Annotated in this window: 14 protein-coding genes; 6 read left to right on the top strand and 8 right to left on the bottom strand. The window is 45.2% G+C overall.

Annotation, left to right across the window (positions count from 1 at the left end):
* Positions 1-89 precede the first annotated feature (89 nt).
* Positions 90-1,733 carry a C69 family dipeptidase gene (locus tag VYM24_RS16605; protein WP_299093964.1) on the bottom strand — a complete coding sequence of 548 codons (1,644 nt, stop codon included), beginning with the start codon at positions 1,731-1,733 and terminating at the stop codon, positions 90-92.
* A gap of 36 nt (positions 1,734-1,769) precedes the next feature.
* Positions 1,770-3,437 (bottom strand): M23 family metallopeptidase, encoded by a 1,668-nt coding sequence (locus VYM24_RS16600; RefSeq protein ID WP_291548455.1) that lies wholly within the window; start codon positions 3,435-3,437, stop codon positions 1,770-1,772.
* A gap of 154 nt (positions 3,438-3,591) precedes the next feature.
* On the opposite strand from VYM24_RS16600, the gene VYM24_RS16595 reads away from it, so the two are divergent.
* The 3 genes from VYM24_RS16595 to ald all read left to right on the top strand — a co-directional run bounded on the left by VYM24_RS16595 (position 3,592) and on the right by ald (position 5,555).
* The gene (locus VYM24_RS16595; protein WP_232304446.1) at positions 3,592-3,714 is read left to right on the top strand and encodes an AraC family transcriptional regulator; all 123 of its coding nucleotides are present in this window, start codon (positions 3,592-3,594) and stop codon (positions 3,712-3,714) included.
* Positions 3,715-3,837: 123 nt separating this feature from the next.
* Positions 3,838-3,996, top strand: coding sequence for a DUF3990 domain-containing protein (locus VYM24_RS16590; RefSeq protein WP_007216370.1), 159 nt, complete (start codon positions 3,838-3,840; stop codon positions 3,994-3,996).
* 452 nt (positions 3,997-4,448) lie between these two features.
* On the top strand, positions 4,449-5,555 hold the full coding sequence (ald, locus tag VYM24_RS16585) for an alanine dehydrogenase (RefSeq protein ID WP_330940436.1): 1,107 nt from the start codon (positions 4,449-4,451) through the stop codon (positions 5,553-5,555).
* Positions 5,556-5,658: 103 nt separating this feature from the next.
* Here the strand turns inward: ald and VYM24_RS16580 are convergent, their stop codons facing one another.
* The 5 genes from VYM24_RS16580 to VYM24_RS16560 all read right to left on the bottom strand — a co-directional run bounded on the left by VYM24_RS16580 (position 5,659) and on the right by VYM24_RS16560 (position 14,140).
* On the bottom strand, positions 5,659-6,435 hold the full coding sequence (locus VYM24_RS16580; RefSeq protein ID WP_330940435.1) for a LytR/AlgR family response regulator transcription factor: 777 nt from the start codon (positions 6,433-6,435) through the stop codon (positions 5,659-5,661).
* Positions 6,432-7,469 (bottom strand): sensor histidine kinase, encoded by a 1,038-nt coding sequence (locus tag VYM24_RS16575; RefSeq protein WP_299093954.1) that lies wholly within the window; start codon positions 7,467-7,469, stop codon positions 6,432-6,434. The genes VYM24_RS16580 and VYM24_RS16575 overlap by 4 nt, the downstream gene beginning before the upstream one ends.
* Before the next feature lie 71 nt (positions 7,470-7,540).
* Positions 7,541-8,446: an efflux RND transporter periplasmic adaptor subunit gene (locus tag VYM24_RS16570; protein WP_291548448.1), complete on the bottom strand. Its 906-nt coding sequence runs from the start codon at positions 8,444-8,446 to the stop codon at positions 7,541-7,543.
* 10 nt (positions 8,447-8,456) lie between these two features.
* A complete protein-coding gene (locus VYM24_RS16565) occupies positions 8,457-12,773 on the bottom strand; it encodes a CusA/CzcA family heavy metal efflux RND transporter (protein ID WP_330940434.1) in 4,317 nt (1,438 codons plus the stop codon).
* A 125-nt stretch (positions 12,774-12,898) separates the two neighbouring features.
* Positions 12,899-14,140, bottom strand: coding sequence for an MFS transporter (locus tag VYM24_RS16560; protein ID WP_330940433.1), 1,242 nt, complete (start codon positions 14,138-14,140; stop codon positions 12,899-12,901).
* 459 nt (positions 14,141-14,599) lie between these two features.
* Here VYM24_RS16560 and gad point away from each other — a divergent pair, with 459 nt between their 5' ends.
* Positions 14,600-16,045 (top strand): glutamate decarboxylase, encoded by a 1,446-nt coding sequence (gene gad / locus VYM24_RS16555; RefSeq protein WP_330940432.1) that lies wholly within the window; start codon positions 14,600-14,602, stop codon positions 16,043-16,045.
* A gap of 89 nt (positions 16,046-16,134) precedes the next feature.
* Positions 16,135-17,100 (top strand): glutaminase A, encoded by a 966-nt coding sequence (gene glsA, locus VYM24_RS16550; protein ID WP_299093948.1) that lies wholly within the window; start codon positions 16,135-16,137, stop codon positions 17,098-17,100.
* Positions 17,101-17,854: 754 nt separating this feature from the next.
* On the opposite strand, the gene VYM24_RS16545 is transcribed toward glsA, so the two are convergent.
* Entirely contained in the window at positions 17,855-18,583 is a 729-nt protein-coding gene (locus VYM24_RS16545; protein ID WP_291548442.1) for a potassium channel family protein, read from the bottom strand.
* A 190-nt stretch (positions 18,584-18,773) separates the two neighbouring features.
* Here VYM24_RS16545 and gadC point away from each other — a divergent pair, with 190 nt between their 5' ends.
* Positions 18,774-20,351, top strand: a complete 1,578-nt coding sequence (gene gadC / locus VYM24_RS16540; RefSeq protein WP_291548440.1) for a glutamine/gamma-aminobutyrate antiporter GadC — start codon at positions 18,774-18,776, stop codon at positions 20,349-20,351.
* The last annotated feature ends 80 nt before the right edge of the window (positions 20,352-20,431 follow it).

Genomic DNA, 20,431 nt, shown 5'->3' with positions numbered 1-20,431 from the left:
AAATATCCTACTTTTTCATTAAAGATTTACACTGTATTGTACAGATTTCACAGGAGAAATGAAGTTCCCGTGAAATCTGCAACAGGGTGTTATTCCGGCATTTTATAGCGGTCGCCGGTTTGTTTTGCATATTCTTCAAGGAATTCTTTCGGATATCCGGGACGTATCACACCAGCCGGCTGACCGATGGAATTACGTTCGAACTTACCGTCTTTCATACGTTTCACCACACCATCATTGTATTTTACAATAAGGAATTCGCCGAGACGTTTCCAGGTATCGAGCGTACTTTGCGCGGTCATATTCGTGTAGTTAGTCAGGAACGCTTTTGCCCGGGCAGGATCTTTGGAATACAGTTTGGATGCAGCCGATTCGATACCTTCCTGCGCATCATTGAAAGTAGTTTCCATCTCCGACTGGCTTGCACGTACATCGCCAATCATCAGGTCGTAGCGGGGATAAACCATATTCGCCACCCAGTTGAATATCCAGAAAGAAGAATTCCAAGAGAAGGTAATATAGTCGGCGCCATCTACGCGAGAGTAGCATACAGGCACTTTATCGGTACAGCAATATACAGGTGTGAACACTGTCATATTAGCATCATCCGTACCGAACCACAGCACGCCACCGATAGCATCGGGCATGGTAGAGCGCATCTGAGATACGAAAACAAAACCTGACTGCTGGGTAGAGATGGGACGTTCGTTGAAATATTCCTGGTCGTTCACCTTGAAGGACAGCGGAGAAAGACGGTAAGGAGTATGATAAGGACCTGCACCAAAATCCTTGCTGATATCCAGCGGAGTACCTTCGTAATGGTCGCGCATGGCATTCTTCACATCCTGTACGGAGATTTTGCGGTTGGCTTTCAAATAGAGAGGCATGGGCTGATTGGTTTTACCTTCTATATAAGGAAGGAATTCCTCACCACGGTCGGTAAACATATTGAAGTAACTCCATACACGGGCTTCGCAATAACGGCGTGCACCGAAATCCAGAGGAGCGTATGCATCAGCAAAGCTGAAATCCTTGTTCACACCGTTGAAGTAACCTTTTTCGCGGGCAAAAGAGATGACATCGGAAGAATACATACAGTTGTTCTTATCATTCATATCGAACTGGTGGATGCGCGACTGGTTGGCATGCGCCGAGATACAATCATCCGGAATGCGTACGGCCACCCATACGGCACCACGCACACCGGGGCCTTTGCCAATCATTTCCATAATCCAGATTTCGTTAGGATCGGCAATTGTGAAAGATTCCCCACTGCTGTAATAACCATATTCCTGTACAAGGTCAGTCATCACCTTGATAGCCTCGCGGGCCGTACGGGCACGTTGCAGTCCCAGATAAATCAGACTACCATAGTCAATAATACCGGTAGTATCTACCAATTCCGGACGACCACCGAAAGTGGTCTCGGCAATGGTGAGCTGGAATTCGTTGATGTTACCAATAACATTGTAAGTCTGACGGGCCTGCTCTATCTGGCCCAGATATTTACCGGTATCCCACTCGTGTACATCCATCAGAGTACCTTTCTTATGTACGCCGGCAGGGTAATGGTATAACTCACCGAACAGCCCGTAGGAATCGGCAGAATAGGAAACGATGGTAGAACCGTCAGTAGAGGCATTTTTACCTACAATAAGATTGGTACAAGCCAACGCATGCGCTACGGCTGTCACCATACATAAGACGGAAAGAGTCAGTCTTTTACTTTTCATACTTCAGTTATTTTAATTATCGATTAATATATTCCATTACCAGACAAACTCAAACCGCTCTGTCGTCTGATTGCCGCAGCCATCCGTCACGGTCATCTCTACAATATGTCGTCCGCCTTTCTTCACATGTCGCGGATCGAGTTCACAAACCAGATTTCCACTGATGGAATTGGGCTTGCCAAACAGAGCATATTTTCCGTCTATGGTTCCCCGGTAGCTACTGATACCGGTTTCTCCATCTTTTGCCTTGAAAGTGATGCGTCCCGCGCTCCCCCATTGTTTTGGATTGAGCGGAGTGATTTGGGGCGGTACGGTGTCAATGGCAACAGTATAAGTGCCCAGTTCGCGGATCGTCGTCTTCATTAATCCGTCTTCATACTTGCCACCTATACTATATTTCTTTCCACGATTACCCACACTTGCTACATAATATTTCGTCATATCTTCCAATGGACGGCGGCGCAATCCAACAGTTAATTCGCAACGTCCATGCAAAGGTATACGGGTATCATTCAACTGATAGGTGAAAGCAATGTCTCCACTGTCAGCCCGCACGGCATAATTCAGATATGCGTCATCATAGAGCATCCCTCGGGGGATAACCAGATTCAAACCGGGCTCTTGCAGGATATTTACTTTATTCCAGTGAAAAATGTACTTCTCCCGGTGCTCCACAGGTTTTATTTCCGCACGCTTTCCATGTATCGTAAAACGTACTTTGGAAGTATTTCCCAGCGCATCTTTCAGCGTATAAACGAAGTGGTAGGGACGCTCTTCATTAATATCAACCAGTCCCCGGTTTCCATTGGGAGCATGCAGCATACGTAATGTATTTCCCGGCTCGATGAATGACTTCATGTATTGCCCGTACGTCCACGAATTAATCATCCGGTTCTCATATTCCGAGAAACGATCTACCACACTACGGAACACTTCCACACTATCTACTTCCAGAATGACAGTATGTACTCCGTAACGATTGCTCACCCCGTCCATATAATCATAGGCACGGATAGCGGAACCTACCAATCCCCAAGCAGTAATAGGTTGTTTTGGGGTAAGCGGAAACGCCTGATGCTTCTGGTTTCCGTCCACTACTCCCCTACCCGGTTGAGGAAAAAGCATAATGCCCTCGGCACGAGGAGCCGTATTGTCTTTCACTTTCTTCTTAAAGAAGGGCAACGGGTCGATATAATCGTCCGTATCCGCCTCAAACATATCCAAGTGCAGGTGCGGACCGAAAGAATAACCGGTATTGCCACTCAGAGCGATCACCTGTCCTGCCTTCACCGGATATTCACCCGGTTCGGGAGTAATCTCCACTTCCCACGATTCCTTTTCATATTGCAGGTCTTCCACACGGCGGGCCACATCACCCACAAAAGCACTGAGATGCCGGTTGATGGTTTTATATCCGTTATTATAAGCTACATCGAGCACATATCCCGAACCATGCGTGACGCGAATACGCGAAATATATCCTTCGGCTAGGGCATGTACCGGTTTGCCGATGGTTCCTCCGGTTTTGAAATCCAATCCGCCATGAAAGTGGTTAGCACGTATCTCACCGAAGTTCCCGGAGAAGGTGATGGGGAAATCAAAAGGAGGGGTAAAAGTAGCATCGGAAGGCACATTCTCCGTTGTTTGCGGATAAGCCTGCGCTCCCCATGCCAGAAGTATAAGGGATAATATAGTATGTTTCATATAGGTCGATAAATAATTTGTCGGGCAAATGTACATTATTCCGGGTAGATTATAAAGAAATGCAAGCAAATATTACCCGATAAATATTTATCTTCGCCGTTATGCCCATATCTACCGAGGACTGAAGAAACCCGTTCTTACCGATGCTTACCAATTGCACGCCATAGCCCCACTAGCGGGTTTCAACAGCCGTAGCGCATACTATACAACTTTCAGCCGGGTATTCGGCATGACGCCGATGCAGTATCGGGAAACACTGAAAGAAGAAGAAGTTTAACACACCAAATGACAGACATTTAAGGTTCCTACATCACCACCCTTCGCAGCCAAGCCGAACGCTAAGCACAAATCGTCAACTTACGGCTATTAAGAGGTACTCCCTGCCTTAATTGAGTTGGATATGGAACGTGTCCGCCAAACCTATCGTTGCCTGCATTTCGAAACTTACAACCGTGACTGGCTCGACTTTATTGTACACAGCCGCAAAGGACTGAGATCTTGGCAAGAATATGACTTTGTGGAAGGAGGCGTAGCAAACGACCGCGTAATAGAACGGTAGAAAGCTATATAGCGGGAACTATACCCGCTGAAATAGCCCTTGAACAGTTGGCGTAACATCAGCCCAATAACCAAATGTGCCTGCTCAACCAGCGCCTCATCAACGAATACCTACACTTCAAAGCAAGCATTGTCTTAGTAGTACTTATTATTTTAGGCGTCGTATTTACGATTATTACTATGCACCGTTTGCACAGTACACAAAAACAGTTGCAAAAACAGGATAAAGCAAGTACCAAAGAGAAAAAATACGACTGGTATGGACACTAATCATTTCATATTCATACAAGAATTACCTCCTGAACAAAATATTGAAATTCAAGGGCATCCGATTATTTCAGATTAAAACCTGTATAAAAATACTGTTGTAAAACACCTACTCCCGAAGTACACCGAAACACGGAAATCGCTACATTGCGACATGTTTAACCCCCAATTAAAACTGTTAAGGTTATGATTATCGGAGTACCTAAGGAAATCAAGAACAACGAAAACCGTGTAGGTATGACCCCTGCCGGAGTAGCCGAGTTGGTGAAACAAGGTCATACAGTGTATGTACAGGTATCAGCAGGTGCAAACAGCGGTTTCGCGGATGAAGAGTACACAGCAGTGGGTGCGAAAATGCTGCCAACCATCGAAGCGACCTATGCCGCGGCGGAAATGATTGTGAAGGTGAAAGAACCTATCGCCCCCGAGTACAAACTGATTAAAAAAGGTCAGGTGGTATTTACCTACTTCCACTTCGCCGCCGATAAAATATTGACCGAAGCCATGATAGAAAGTGGCGGTATCTGCATTGCCTACGAAACCGTGGAGAAGGAAGACCGCTCGCTGCCATTGCTCACCCCTATGAGCGAAGTGGCAGGGCGCATGGCTACCCAGGTAGGTGCCCGTTTCCTCGAAAAGCCCCAAGGTGGAAAAGGAAAACTGATGGGTGGCGTGACAGGTGTACGCCCCGCACGGGTGCTTGTTCTGGGTGGTGGTATCGTAGGAACCAACGCCGCACAGATAGCTGCCGGCATGGGTGCTGAAGTCCTGATTACGGACATCAACCTCTCCCGCCTCCGCTACCTCAGCGAAGTGATGCCGAAGAACGTGAAAACGCTCTATTCCTCCATGCACAACATCAAGATGGAGCTTCCCAATATAGATCTCGTGATAGGTTCCGTCCTCATCCCGGGCGATAAGGCCCCGCACCTCATTACCAAAGAGATGCTGAAAATGATGAAACCCGGAACAGTCCTCGTAGATGTTGCCATCGACCAGGGCGGCTGCTTTGAAACCTCCCACCCGACCACGCATAGCGAACCGACGTATGTAGTGGATAGCATCGTTCATTATGCCGTTGCCAATATTCCGGGTGCCGTACCGTTCACCTCCACCATGGCACTGACCAATGCAACGCTGCCCTACACCGTGGCACTGGCAAACAAAGGCTGGCGGAAAGCGTGCAAGGACGACCCCGCACTGGCATTAGGGCTGAATGTGGTAGAAGGACAGGTGACATATAAAGCGGTGGCTGATGTGTTCGGACTGAAGTATGAACCGATAGAGCTGTAAAAGTTACAAGCTACATGAGCTACAAGTTACAAGCTACGAGTGGCTGCGCTATCACGCTGCAAAGTACTTGTAGCTTGTAGCTCTTGTATTCTTCACGACATGCTCAATGTGTCTTGGAAAACCAATCCTTAAATTCCTGCACACGTGCCTTGCTTACCAGCACTTTCTCATCCGATACCTTACAACGAAGATTAATAGACAGACGATTGTTGAACCATAAATCAATATCCTTGATAGCCTCACGGGAAATCAGAAATTGCCGGTTGACACGAAAGAACAGGGATGGATCGATACATTCTGTTATTTCATCCAACGTTTGTGGAAATGTATATTCCTTACCATCGGCAAGAACAACCTTCACTTTGCAGTCCTGAATATAAAACAGCAGAATCATATCCACCGAAACCGGTAGCAACTTGTCACCCTTCACCGGAATGAGAAAATGCGTTTTATAACTTTCCTGCTTTTTCAGCGAATGGATTAATTGCAATAAAGCATTGTCAGGGGATTTCCCTTGTTCCGGACCCTGCAACTGCTCCAACTTATGGAAAGCTTTCTCAATGTCACTCTTGCCAATAGGCTTCAATAAATAATCCACGCTGTTCACTTTGAACGCACGAAGAGCATATTCATCATAGGCCGTAGTGAAAACGATAGGGCAGGTAATATCTACATGATCGAAGATTTCAAAGGCTGATCCGTCAGCTAAATGAATATCCATAAAGATCATATCCGGCATAGAGTGTATGGCAAACCAATCCAATACAGCCGCAATACTGTCCACAGTAGCCTCAACTTCCACTTCCGGCTTCACTTCCTGTAACAAAGCTTTCAGGTTGCGGACTGCCGCTTTCTCATCTTCTATAATAATTACTTTCATGAGACACTTGATATTAAAGGAATACGTATGGTAAACTGCTCGTTCTCGCTGATTTGTATCTCCCGCTTATAAAGCAAATAATAGCGCTTTGCAAGATTTGCCAGCCCTATACCAGTTCCGGTAGTAGCAGTCAGTTTAGGCTGCACCGGATTGGTAACGATTAACTCTTCCCCTTCGGTATAAATACGGATATTCAATGGACGCTTGTCGCTTATTTCATTATGTTTCACAGCATTCTCTATCAGCATCTGAACTGCCATAGGAGGCAAATAATAATTGGCATATTTATTATCAATACCAATATCAAAAGAGAGATTATCTTCAAAGCGCATCTTCAACAAAAAGATATAGGCCGACACAAATTCTATTTCATCCTTCAAAAACACACTTTTCGAATCATTTCCCTGCAAGGTGTAGCGCAAAACACGGGAAAGTTCCTGAATGTATTCCTGTGCTTTATCCTGGTCTTCGCGTACCAGTGACCGGAGAGTATTCAGAGAGTTAAATAGCATATGCGGATTCAGTTGATTCTTCAAAGCCTCATACTGGTTCAGGATGTTCTCGGCCTGCAACTGCTGGTTTTCTATAACGACTTCCTGCTGGCGCCGGATAAGATAGGATATATAACAACTTCCCGATACGGTACAGGTTATTATAAAATCACGCAGAGGATGCAGATAATGATGTACCATGGCATCAATGGCCGGAATATCGAAAGTGTGATGCAGGAATACAAAACATTTCCCTAACAAGCTGCTTAAAATCCAAGTCAGTATCAATGACAATATCATCTTTTGCCAGGTAATTTTTACAGCCGGCTGGTTAAAGTGGAACAGCAAAATGTTCACCTCAAACAGAATCACAAGAGAGATGAAAGTGAAAAACACTTCACTTGCCACATCAGCAGGCCTCATGCCCGGAAACAGTGTCTGGCTCTCGAAAACATCAAAGAGAGAAACCAATTCCGGAAAATGAATCAATGTTGCCACGGAAATGGAAACGATGAGTATGAACAGAGTATACCGGTTTTTCATGCTTGCAGTATTTTACATACAAAGATACATTTTATTCCATCACATCCTTATTTTTTCAAAGATAAGGAACCTTATTGTTCAGCAGAAGCCTGCTCTTTCATAATCCTTGCTGTGACGTACATCCCGGGACGGAATTGATTGTCCGCAGTATCTACCCTGGCATAGACTTCAACAGAGCGTGTATCTTCATCCACTTTCTGCCCGATAGATATCAAAGTAGCCTTAAATACTGTTTTTCCCATTCCGTTTACACGAAATTGTACCGGATTTCCCACTTTCATATCTGCCAGGTCCTTTTCATAGGTTGTCAATCTGAGTAAAGTCCGACTTTTATCTACTATTTCACAAAGGGCATCTCCTACATTCATATATTTACCGACATTCATTTTCACATCTGCCACATAGCCACTGATCGGAGCTTTAATCTGCAAAAAAGGTTGAATACCCTCCTTCAGCAAGACTTCAGGTTCAACTTCCAGTAACTTCAACTGTGCAGCTGCCGCCTCTACACGGCTTTTCATTGAAAGGTAATCTGCCTTGCTTTGCTGAAGTTTCTTTTGGGAGGCTGCTTGTTCGGCAGAAAGAGCTTGCTGGCGAAGGTATTCCGCTTCCAGGAATTCAGTCTGTGCATGACTGTCCAGATAAGTCTGTTGTAAAGTTATAAAGTCGGGATTTTCCAGAGTAGCCAATACACTCCCTTGCCGTACAGGTTCACCGGGCAACAAAGAAGTACTTTTAATAACCCCACCCATCGTAAGCGAAACCGTCGCCATCCGTTGCGGAGGAATAACCATTGTACCGTTAAATGATACCTGATTGGGTTTAGAAGTAGCTGAAGTGATAGCATCGACCTGAATGCTATCTGTCATATTTTCTGCTACGGCAACAGCAGTAGCCTCTTCTGCCGGTTGTACTTCTTTGTTCTCGCCGCATGCTGTCAGCACCAGCAGAATTAAGGGGAAAGTTATCTTTTTCATCGTCATCATTCTATTTAAAAAGTTCGTATTCAAGGGCTGCTATATTGTATTGATATACCGTTTCGAGGTATCCGCGACGAATGTCACGCGCCACATTAACGGCTTGTATAAATTCAGTTATATTCGTTTCGCTATGTTGCAACTGCAGGTTGGCCACCTTCACCAGTTCATCCGCTTCTTTCAATGCCGATGTTGTATAATAGCGCAGACTTTCGGACTGGCGGCGCAAGCTGGCAACAGCTTCCGAAACCTTGTTATATAGATTCTGTGTATTAGTCTCTGCTTCAGTTCTTGCTATGACGGCAGCCACCTTCGCTTGCTTTATCTTGCTATGCCGTGGCAAGAAATAAACCGGAAAGGAAACTCCAACCATCCACGAATTCAATCCTTTCAGTGGAAGTATATCCTGACGTACGTAACCGAAGGACAGCTCAGGAAAAAATCGGCTTCGCTCCACATTCAATTGTGCTTTAGCCTCATTAGCCTGACTCTGGAAATAATTCAGGTGAACTTCCGAAAAAGACGGTGCCTGATAATCTACCGGAAATTGCACCAATGCCGTATCTACCGGAACCAATGGCCGGTCTGCATAACAGACCCAATTCAGGCGTGACAAAGCCAGTTTTTCCTCTTCTTGTGCCTGAAAAAGGCGATTCTTCATATCCACAGCCATACTGGTGGTCATATTTTTTTCCAGCAAAGTTATTTCTCCCTGCTGATAACGCAACTCCCCCATACGCTGTAATTGCCCGGCCAATTTGTTCTGGTCATTGTATAAAGCACGAAGATTGCAGGCATACAGATAATATGCCCATGCACGCTTCACTTCCGCCACTACCTCTTTTTCAACAATCTGCCGGTAGAAAGTCCCCGTTTCAACCTGCCTGTTCACCAAGGCATTCTTATAAAAAGGAGTCAACAGCGAGCCTAAGCCTTGGGTTACTTCCCACTGCTTGTCTTTTCTAAGTTCACCATTCAGTTGTCCCCATGAATAGTTCATCTCGGTAGGAGACAATTCCAAAACTTCTCCCCTGCCCGCCTTTACCTGGCGGATTGCCGCAGAAGCTATTTTCAACCGGGGATGGTTCTGCTTTGCCAGTTCTATAGCCTGCTCCATCGTCACTTTCTCCTGAGCTTTCGCCGTAAAGGGCAACATAACAGCCAACAACAGAAAGAAGAACAAGAACTTTTTCGCAGAGAAACGACGTTTCCATACCACTGTATAGCTTACAATCTGATAGAAAACAGGAATAATAAGCAGTGTCAATACAGTAGATACAATCAACCCGCCAATAACTACAGTAGCCAACGGACGCTGCACTTCGGCGCCGGCCGAGGTGGCAATGGCCATAGGAACAAATCCCAAGGAAGCAACCAGTCCTGTCAAGAAAACAGGCCGCAACAGATGAGCGGTTCCACGGGCAATCACCCGTCTGGTAGAAAGAGCATACATAGTTTCTTTTCTTATGTCATTAAAGTGATTAATCATTAAAATACCATTGAGAACCGCTACGCCGAAGAGGGCAATGAAGCCTACTCCCGCCGAAATGCTGAATGGAAGACCGCGTAGCCATAGTGCCAGAATACCGCCAATCAATGAAAGAGGCACGGTAGAGAACACCACCAATGTATAAGTAACATTCTTGAAAGCGAAAAACAATAGTAACAGAATCAGCATCAGAGCTACCGGTACAACAACCAGCAAAGTGTTGATGGCATTCTGCAAATTCTCAAATTGTCCGCCATATTCGAAATAATATCCGGGCTTCAATTGAATATTCTTGTCCAGCGTCTTTTGTATATCCTGCACCACCTGCTGAATATCCGCTCCACGCACATTGACCCCGATTACAATACGACGCTTGGTTGCATCCCGGTTAATCTGTAACGGACCATTCACCAAATCAATGGTAGCTACCTCACTGACCGGTATCTGAATGCCTTCATTGGAACGGACAAAGAGTTTATCCAGATTCAAATCAGCCACTTTATCCTGATCCAGACGAACCACCAAGTCAAAGCGACGCTCATTCTCAAAGACTACTCCACTAGCCTCTCCGGCATAGGCTGTACGAATAATAGTATTCAATTCTTCTATATTGATACCATAGCGGGCAATCTTTCCACGATTATACTTTACTACCAACTGAGGTAACCCCATTGTCTGTTCCACAATCACATCCGATGCCCCAGGTACCTTTTCTACAAAAGCAGCAGCTTTTTTTGCCTTCTGATAGAGTTCATGTGTATCTTCTCCATAAAGTTTAACAGCAATATCTGCTTTGGCTCCTGTCATCAACTCATTAAAACGAAGTTGGATAGGTTGGGAGAAATTAAACTCCGCACGGTTAGCTAACGGTTCAAGAGCCTCTTTCATCTTCTCTACCATTTCGGCACGACTGGTAGCACTGGTCCACTCCTTGAAAGGCTTCATGACAATCATTACGTCGGCATCTTCCACTGCCATCGGGTCTGTCGGAACTTCCGCCGTACCTATTTTAGCTACCACATGTTTGATTTCCGGGAGTTTATCCATCAGGAGTTTCTCCGCTTCATTGGATACTTCGATACTTTCGCTCAACGAACTGCCGGCCGGAAGCGTCATCTGCATGGCAAAATCCCCTTCATCCAACGTAGGAATAAACTCCGCTCCCAGACGGGTGAAAAGAAAGAGAGAAATAACCAGAGCCACAAACGCAGTTGCAACAGTCTGCCACTTAAAGCGCAAGCAGAATGACAAGGCACGGGCATAGAGTTTATTCAGTGCTTCAAAGAATTTATCAGCAAAAGTCGGTTTTGTCACAATATGATGTTTCAGGAACAGGGAAGCCATCATCGGAACGTAAGTCAATGATAAGAACAGAGCGCCGATAATGCAAAATACCAGGGTTTTAGCCATCGGCGTGAAATACTTCCCTTCTATTCCCGTCAACGTCAGTATAGGGAAAAAGACGATCAGAATGATGAATACAGCAAATGTCGCAGACCGTACCACACTCGAAGCACCTTTCTCTACTTCCGCATCCATTTCTTTTGCCGATAAAGTGCGACCCTTAAACTTCTTACTGTAAATATGCGCCAATATACCTTCCAATATAACAATGGAGCCATCGACAACAATACCGAAATCTATCGCCCCCAAGCTCATAAGGTTGGCAGAAACATTAAAGATACGCATCAGAATGAATGCAAACAACATTGCTAATGGAATGACGGAAGCCACAATCAGTCCGGCACGTACATTGCCCAGAAAAACAATCAATACCAGAAATACGATGATCGCGCCTTCTATCAGATTGTAGATAACAGTAGAAATGTTGCGGTTCACTAATTCAGAGCGGTTCAGATAAGGCTCGATAGTAACACCTTCCGGCAATATCTTCTGTATCTTTTCCACCCTTTTCTCCAGTTCTCCGGTTACGACATTGGCATTGGCTCCTTTCAGCATCATGGCAATGCCACCCACACATTCGCCCTTGCCGTCCATTGTCATGGCTCCGAAACGTTTGGGTGCTCCGAAGCGTACCGTACCGATGTCACTGATACGGATAGGAATACCATTGCGATTAGCTACTACTACCTGTTCCACATCTTTAATGCGGCTTATCATTCCTTCGGAACGAATATAATAAGCACGATTTACTTTCTCGATATAGCTGCCACCCGTATTCTGATTATTCTTATTTAAAGCTTCGAACACCTCTCCGATGGTGATATTGAGAGAGAAAAGTACATCCGGATCAACCGCTACTTCATATTGTTTCAGATAGCCTCCGAAACTGTTTATCTCAACAATTCCTGGAATACCTGACAATTGCCGTTTCACAATCCAATCCTGAATGGTACGAAGCTCCATGGCATCATATTTATCTTCATAATCCGGCTCCACTTTCAATACATATTGGTATATCTCACCCAGCCCGGTGGTGATAGGCATCATTTCGGGCATACCCAACTCGGAAGGAATCTCACCGGCCACACTCTGTATTTGCTCGTTCACCAGCTGGCGGGCATCCAGAGTAGGTACACTCTCTTCAAAGACTACCGTCACCACCGACAACCCGAAACGGGAGACAGAACGGATTTCAGTGACATTCATGATATTGCTCATGGCGATTTCCACGGGCATTGTGATTAGTTGCTCCACCTCTTGTGGAGCCAAGGTTGGTGACACGGTTACAATCTGTACCTGATTGTTTGTAATATCCGGAACAGCATCTATAGGAAGTGTCAACATGGAATAAATTCCACCAATCAAAAGAAACAAAGTGGTAAGCCCCACAAAAAGCTTCTTCTTTACTGAGAATCGAAGGATAGCGTCGAACATGTTTTATACTTTTGTTTTTTGCACAAAAGTAAACTATCCGAATTATACACAGAATGACTGTGTGCTGAACCGGCTATTTTAGCAATTCAACCATCGATATCAGTCATTGAAGTGAAACTACCGACTTACAGCTTATCGCCGAACAGAAAATCTTTCTTCCTCCTATACGCCCATATCAATGCAAGTATCGTAATGCAAAGGTTAAAGATAAACGGAAACTCCTGCGAACGTACATGAAACAATGATTGGAAGAAATCTACGATAAACGGACAAAGCAGCACGGCCAGATAATTCATTGCCATCACAAAAGCCAATGCCAGCGTGGTTTTCTGGGGAACAGCCGTATCCACCGTTTTATCATAAATCAACGGTTGGATAACCCCATAGCCCAATCCCACCAGTATGCAGCCGGGTATAATCAGCCATTCTTTGGGAGAAATCCATATCAGTGCCAACCCCAGTGCAATACACAGCAGACTGTAAAACTTAGTCTTTTCCTTCAGATACTTTACAACATGCCCCAGAAAGAAACCGGGTGCCATGATAGCAAGGAAGAAGAGGGAAATCATCATCCCCGAGTTCCCACTGGAAAAGTGATGTTCCTCCATCAGGAACGGAAGGTTGAACGTCACGATCAATACGATATAAGTGGTAAGCCCGTAGAAAAGCATCAGTTGCAGCAGATGACGGACATGAATACCATACTTACCGGGGATAGCGGGAACAGTCGTTTCTGCCGATGAAGAAGTATCAGCAGGAGATTTATCCGATGACGTGATTTGTGCTTCACAATCCGCATTTTCGTCTTTCAGATGGATGGTGAGTATGATGGCTACCAAAGGTAGTAAATAGACCAGGAAAGGCAGATGCCAGTTCACTTCTGCCAGATAACCGGTAACAGCAGTTGCCACCACCAGCATAACATTTGTAATAGCGGAACTGTATCCAAACTGTTTCACCCGGTAGGTTCCCGTGAAATAGCGGGATATCAATCCGGTAGAAAGCGGAATAATCAGTCCCGCACCAATTCCCAGCAGGGCGCTGACAGCTATTAATTGCCACATTTTTGTGGAAAACAGGTACAGCACCCCACTCGCGGCGAACATCCAGAGCCCCGCGCGTAACAGACGGACGAAGTCGCGTTTCTCGGCCAACTTGCCCGCCAATAAAATAAAAGGTATAATCAATAACGAAGGTAAGGAACTAAGCATCTGGATGTCCAACTCCGAAGCATCCGGAAAAGTGGTGGAAAGCTGTCCCAGAATAGGAGAAACAGCCAATCCCGGCAAAGAGGTCAATGCAGAGATAGACCAGATGCCGATAAGCGTAATTAAGGGAATAGTCCCCCGTCCGGTATTGATTTTCATATATACAATATTTATATAGTTTGAAACAGTGCAATAAAAACAAAAGTACAAAGAGAAAGTTCAAAGAGTGAAGGAGAGTATAAATGATAATTTACCAGCGTAGCGCTGGAGCAAGGTTCTCCTTCGGCGTGCAAGTAATCTTTCAGACACGGATGACACGGATGACGCGGATTCTTTTTTCCTTCGGTGTGATATGCCGGTATGTATAGCGCAGCTTTAAAAATCCGCGTCATCCGTGTCATCCGCGTCTAAAAGATTAAAGTCCGCATTCGTCCGCCTCATCCGCGTCGTCCGCGTACCAATTCTTTCACCCGCTAAATTATCATTTACCTCTCCCTCCCTTTAATAAACGCCAAAATATGTAAAACCCCGGAACTTTCCTCTGCAAACGCCGTTGTTGTGGGAAATTCGACGGGGAAAATCCTCGCCGCCTAAACCTAAACTAAAACAATTAGTAAAATGGAAGATGTAAATTTCAGAAAAGGTGATGCCAAAACAGAAGTGTTTGGATCAAACAGAATGTTGCAACCCTCTCCGGTAGAGAAGATCCCTGACGGACCTACTACTCCCGAGATTGCTTATCAGATGGTAAAAGACGAAACTTTCGCTCAAACTCAACCCCGTCTGAATCTGGCTACATTCGTTACCACTTATATGGACGACTATGCCACCAAGCTGATGAACGAGGCGATCAACATCAACTACATTGACGAAACGGAATATCCCCGTATCGCCGTGATGAACGGAAAATGTATCAACATCGTAGCAAACTTGTGGAACTCTCCTGAAAAGGATACTTGGAAAACAGGTGCGCTGGCCATTGGTTCAAGTGAAGCATGTATGTTGGGCGGTGTGGCAGCTTGGCTGCGTTGGCGTAAAAAACGCCAGGCTCAGGGCAAACCATTCGATAAACCTAATTTCGTTATCTCAACCGGTTTCCAAGTAGTATGGGAAAAGTTCGCTCAGTTGTGGCAGATTGAAATGCGTGAAGTACCTTTGACCCTTGACAAGACTACTCTTGATCCGGAAGAAGCATTAAAAATGTGTGATGAAAACACCATTTGTATCGTACCTATTCAGGGTATGACATGGACCGGACTGAACGATGACGTAGAAGCACTGGACAAAGCTCTCGATGCTTACAACGCCAAGACCGGTTACGATATTCCTATCCATGTAGATGCTGCCAGTGGCGGTTTCATCCTGCCGTTCCTCTATCCTGAAAAGAAGTGGGACTTCCGCTTGAAGTGGGTTCTTTCTATCAGTGTCAGCGGACATAAGTTCGGTCTCGTTTATCCGGGTCTGGGTTGGGTTTGCTGGAAAGGCAAAGAATATCTGCCCGAGGAAATGTCATTCAGCGTAAACTACCTCGGTGCAAACATTACTCAGGTCGGCTTGAACTTCTCCCGTCCTGCTGCTCAAATCCTGGGTCAGTACTACCAATTCATTCGCTTAGGATTCCAGGGATACAAAGAGGTGCAGTATAATTCGCTGACCATTGCGAAGTATATCCATGATGAAATCGCCAAGATGGAACCGTTCGTCAACTATTCAGAAGAAGTGGTGAACCCGTTGTTCATCTGGTACATGAAACCGGAGTACGCCAAGAATGCTAAATGGACGTTGTACGACCTTCAGGATAAACTGTCGCAACACGGTTGGATGGTACCGGCTTATACTCTGCCTTCTAAACTGGAAGACTATGTTGTAATGCGTGTGGTAGTACGCCAGGGCTTCAGCCGCGACATGGCAGACATGTTGCTGGGCGACATCAAGAATGCTATCACCGAACTGGAGAAATTGGATTATCCTACTCCTACCCGCATGGCTCAGGAAAAGAACTTGCCGGTGGAAGCTAAGATGTTCAATCATGGTGGACGCCGCCATAAAAAGGCTGTAAAATAATTGAAGTGATAGGGTGATAGAGTGATAAGGTGATTGAGCAATATCACCCTAACACTCTATCGCCTTAACACTCTAACACTTTATTAACTATGGATAAAAAGATTTCAATCTCTCAACTAAAAGAGGTTGCCCAGGAAGCCTATGAGCAGGTGAAGGGTAACACCGGGGGAAAAAATGCCGATTACATCCCCTACCTTGCCAACATCGACAAGAATCTGTTCGGCATCAGCATCTGTCTGATGAACGGACAAACTATTAATATAGGTGACACTGACTACCGTTTCGGTATAGAATCTGTGTCCAAAGTGCATACAGCCATCCTTATCCTCCGTCAATACGGAGCACAGAAGGTGCTGGATATGATTGGTGCAGATGCTACAGGATTACCTTTCAACTCAATCATCGCCATCTTACTGGAGAATGATCACCCTTCTACCCCCTTGGTAAATGCAGGTGCCATCTCAGCATGTTCCATGGTTGAGCCTGTGGGTAATTCAGATAAGAAATGGGAAGCTATTGTTCAGAATATTACTGATTTGTGCGGTTCAGCTCCACAATTGATTGATGAGTTGTATAAGTCGGAAACAGCTACGAACTTCAACAACCGCTCTATTGCATGGTTACTGAAGAACTATAACCGCATCTACGATAATCCGGATATGGCACTCGACCTGTACACTCGTCAGTGCTCATTGGGTATCACTGCCGGACAACTGGCGATTGCTGCCGGAACCATCGCCAACAGTGGTGTAAACCCTGTCACCAAGAAAGAAGTGTTTGAAGCTTCATTAGCTCCGAAGATTACTTCCATGATTTCTACCGTAGGCTTCTACGAACATTCAGGTGACTGGATGTACACTGCCGGCATACCTGCCAAGAGCGGTGTAGGTGGTGGAGTTATGTCCGTACTGCCCGGTGTATTCGGTGCAGCTGCATTTGCACCTCCTTTGGACGAAGCAGGGAATTCTGTTAAATCACAACTCGCCATCAAGTATATCATGAACAAATTGGGTTTGGGCGTGTTCAATGGTGACCATGTGACTATTGTAGAATAAGACAATCTCTCTTTTTCATAAATAAAAGGCGTCGTCAGTCCGGAGAGGATAGGCGGCGCTTATACTTTTCTTTTCTCTTGAGACAAAAGAAAAGATACCAAAAGGAAAACTCAAGGCTGCACTTCCGGTGCTACTCCGGTACTGCCATCCGCAGACGGGGCTCGAACTCGCTTCGCTCAAACAAATCGCCCCTTACCTACGTCTGACAGCACCTACGCTTACGCACCTACAGTGAGGCCGGGAGACCATGCGGCGTAAAGTAAGTCACACCTTATAAATATAGATGCTTCATAAGTACATAGCTTTCATGGAAATTCTGTTTACCCCAAATGGTAACTTTGTTAACCCCACACAGTAACTCCATTTACATGCCGAGGTAAAGGTCGTTACATGCCGAGGTAAAGAGCGTTACAATAAGTGGTAAAGGTCGTTACATACGGCGATAAATGCTTTTACATCATGAGGTAAATAGATCGTAAATGCTATCTATTGATAATCAGGAGACTATCTAAATTGATTATCAACAAACTAACAAAACCTCATCAGTAATCTATCATTCATTTCCGTACAAACACAAACTAATTCCCCACCGCGCAGCCCTCCGGCATAGGCGTAGGTGCGTAAACGTAGGCACTGTCAGGCGCAGGTAAGGGGCGATCTGTCTGAGCGAAGCGAGTTCGAGCCCCGTCTGCGAATGGCAGTGTCGGAGTAGTACCGGAGGCGTAGCCGAAAGAAAAAGTACATACATACAACATTACTTTATATCTCCTCCCTGCAACTCCTTATAATATTCTTGTTTCTCCTGATTCCTCTTCTGCACCAGACTCGTCACATACACCGTAAATATCGGAAACATCATCATACCCAATGCCGCCAGTAAAACCGACAGTACACGCCCCGTCACCGTCACAGCAATAATATTGGAACCAACCGTCGTTACATCCATAAACGCCCACCACAAAGCATCCCCATAGCCTGTAACTAATGTATTCGCCCCATGCTCCATAACATAAAAAGCCAGACTGGAGAAATAAACCGTAGCAAGCAAAGTCGTAAGGTAAGTAACAAACAGACCGGATGCCTTATTATACGTCAGCCAACCCACCACAATGGCCAACGCATAACCACCGCGCACTAAAGGAATAAAACGCAATAAGTAAGTGATTTCTTCTGAAAACGTCCATCCTGCCCAGGAAATAATGCTCTGGTAAGGAATGGCTACCAGAAGAAATACGAAGTGAGTGGCAAAATAACGTCCTTTATGCTTTGCTAAAAACCACTCCAAAATGAAGTCCAGCAAAAACAATACGCACACGGCAAACTGAACCTTCATAAATACCGTCTGAGTATAGAAAGGAATACCCTTGAATGTATCTACTGAAATACTAACCACTAAAAATAACGAAAGTAACAGAATCACAATGTGTAAGACACCATAAATTCCCTTCTCTCGTAATGCAAATTCTGAAAGAGCCATTTTCATAATAATACCTATTATTTATTCTGATTTAATATATTACTGATTTCTGTCTGATTGCCCTAAAACGTCTTGCACAAGACATTTGTTTAAGTGTTAATTTACCAACTTTCACTTTATCCCCGAAAACAACTCTACCGGGTCGTTGTTATAGAGACTGATTTTAAAACATATTTTTCACCTAAAACCTTAACTTATGGCAAATATTAAACAAACAGTGAAGCTGGGTGTGTTCACCCTCGCAATCATGAATGTAACGGCAGTAGTATCCCTACGTGGACTACCTGCCGAGGCCGTGTACGGAATGAGTTCGGCCTTTTACTATTTATTTGCAGCTATCGTATTCCTTATACCGACATCACTTGTCGCTGCGGAATTGGCTGCGATGTTCCAGGACAAACAAGGTGGTGTGTTCCGCTGGGTAGGCGAAGCCTATGGTAAGCGGCTCGGTTTCCTTGCCATCTGGGTGCAATGGATTGAAAGTACCATCTGGTACCCTACCGTATTGACATTCGGTGCCGTATCCATCGCCTTCATCGGAATGAACGACGCGCACGATATGTCGTTGGCAAGTAACAAGTACTACACACTCGCCGTAGTGCTCATCATCTACTGGCTCGCCACTTTCATCTCATTGAAAGGTATGGGATGGGTAGGTAAGGTAGCCAAAGTCGGCGGTATGGTTGGTACCATTATTCCGGCAGCCTTGCTGATTATCCTGGGCATCATTTATCTGGCTACAGGCGGACATTCCAATCTGGACTTCCACAGCAGCTTCTTCCCCGATCTGACGAACTTCGACAACGTCGTACTCGCCGCAAGTATCTTCCTCTTTTATGCCGGTATGGAAATGGGCGGTATCCACGTTAAGGATATAGAAAACCCCTCCAAGAATTATCCGAAAGCAGTATTTATCGGTGCAGCTATCACAGTTATCATTTTCGTACTGGGTACTTTCGCACTGGGTGTTATCATTCCGGCCAAAGACATCAGCCTGACACAAAGTTTACTGGTTGGTTTCGACAATTACTTCCGCTACATCCACGCTTCCTGGTTATCACCAATCATTGCTATCGCTCTTGCATTCGGTGTGCTGGCAGGTGTATTGACTTGGGTTGCCGGTCCGTCCAAAGGTATTTTTGCCGTAGGTAAGGCAGGTTATATGCCCCCGTTCTTCCAGAAGACAAACAAACTGGGTGTACAGAAGAACATCCTGTTCGTACAAGGTGGTGCTGTAACAGTATTGAGCCTCTTGTTCGTAGTAATGCCTTCCGTACAGAGTTTCTATCAGATTCTGTCACAGTTGACAGTAGTTCTTTACCTTATCATGTATATGTTGATGTTTACAGGAGCTATCGTATTGCGTTACAAGATGAAGAAGTTGAACCGTCCGTTCCGTATCGGTAAGGGTGGTAACGGATTGATGTGGTTCATCGGCGGACTTGGTTTCTGTGGTTCTCTGTTGGCATTCATCCTGAGCTTTATCCCGCCCAGTCAGATTTCAACGGGTAGCAATACAGTTTGGTTCTCCGTATTGATTATCGGTGCCATTATTGTAGTGGCAGCTCCGTTTATCATTTACGCTTGCAAGAAACCGACTTGGGTTGATCCGAATACCAATTTCGAACCATTCCATTGGGAAGAACAACCCAAAGTTGCAGCAAACGCAGCAACAGCAACAGGCACAACAAGCACAGCTACGGCAACACCAACTGCAAATCCTACCGTAAATCCAACTAGTACAACAAATAATTCCGGTACACCTAAATCATAGGGTCGCAATCGGAAAACATGAAAATGGGACTGTACAGATTGACGTACAGTCCCATTTTTTATTTTGGATGGTAAGAAAGC

It is taken from the genome of Bacteroides sp. MSB163, assembly GCF_036416795.1.
In the GTDB taxonomy this organism is placed as follows: Bacteria; Bacteroidota; Bacteroidia; order Bacteroidales; family Bacteroidaceae; genus Bacteroides; species Bacteroides maternus.
Note: the sequence above shows the minus strand (reverse complement) of the source record. Positions and strands in the feature narration are given on the sequence as shown.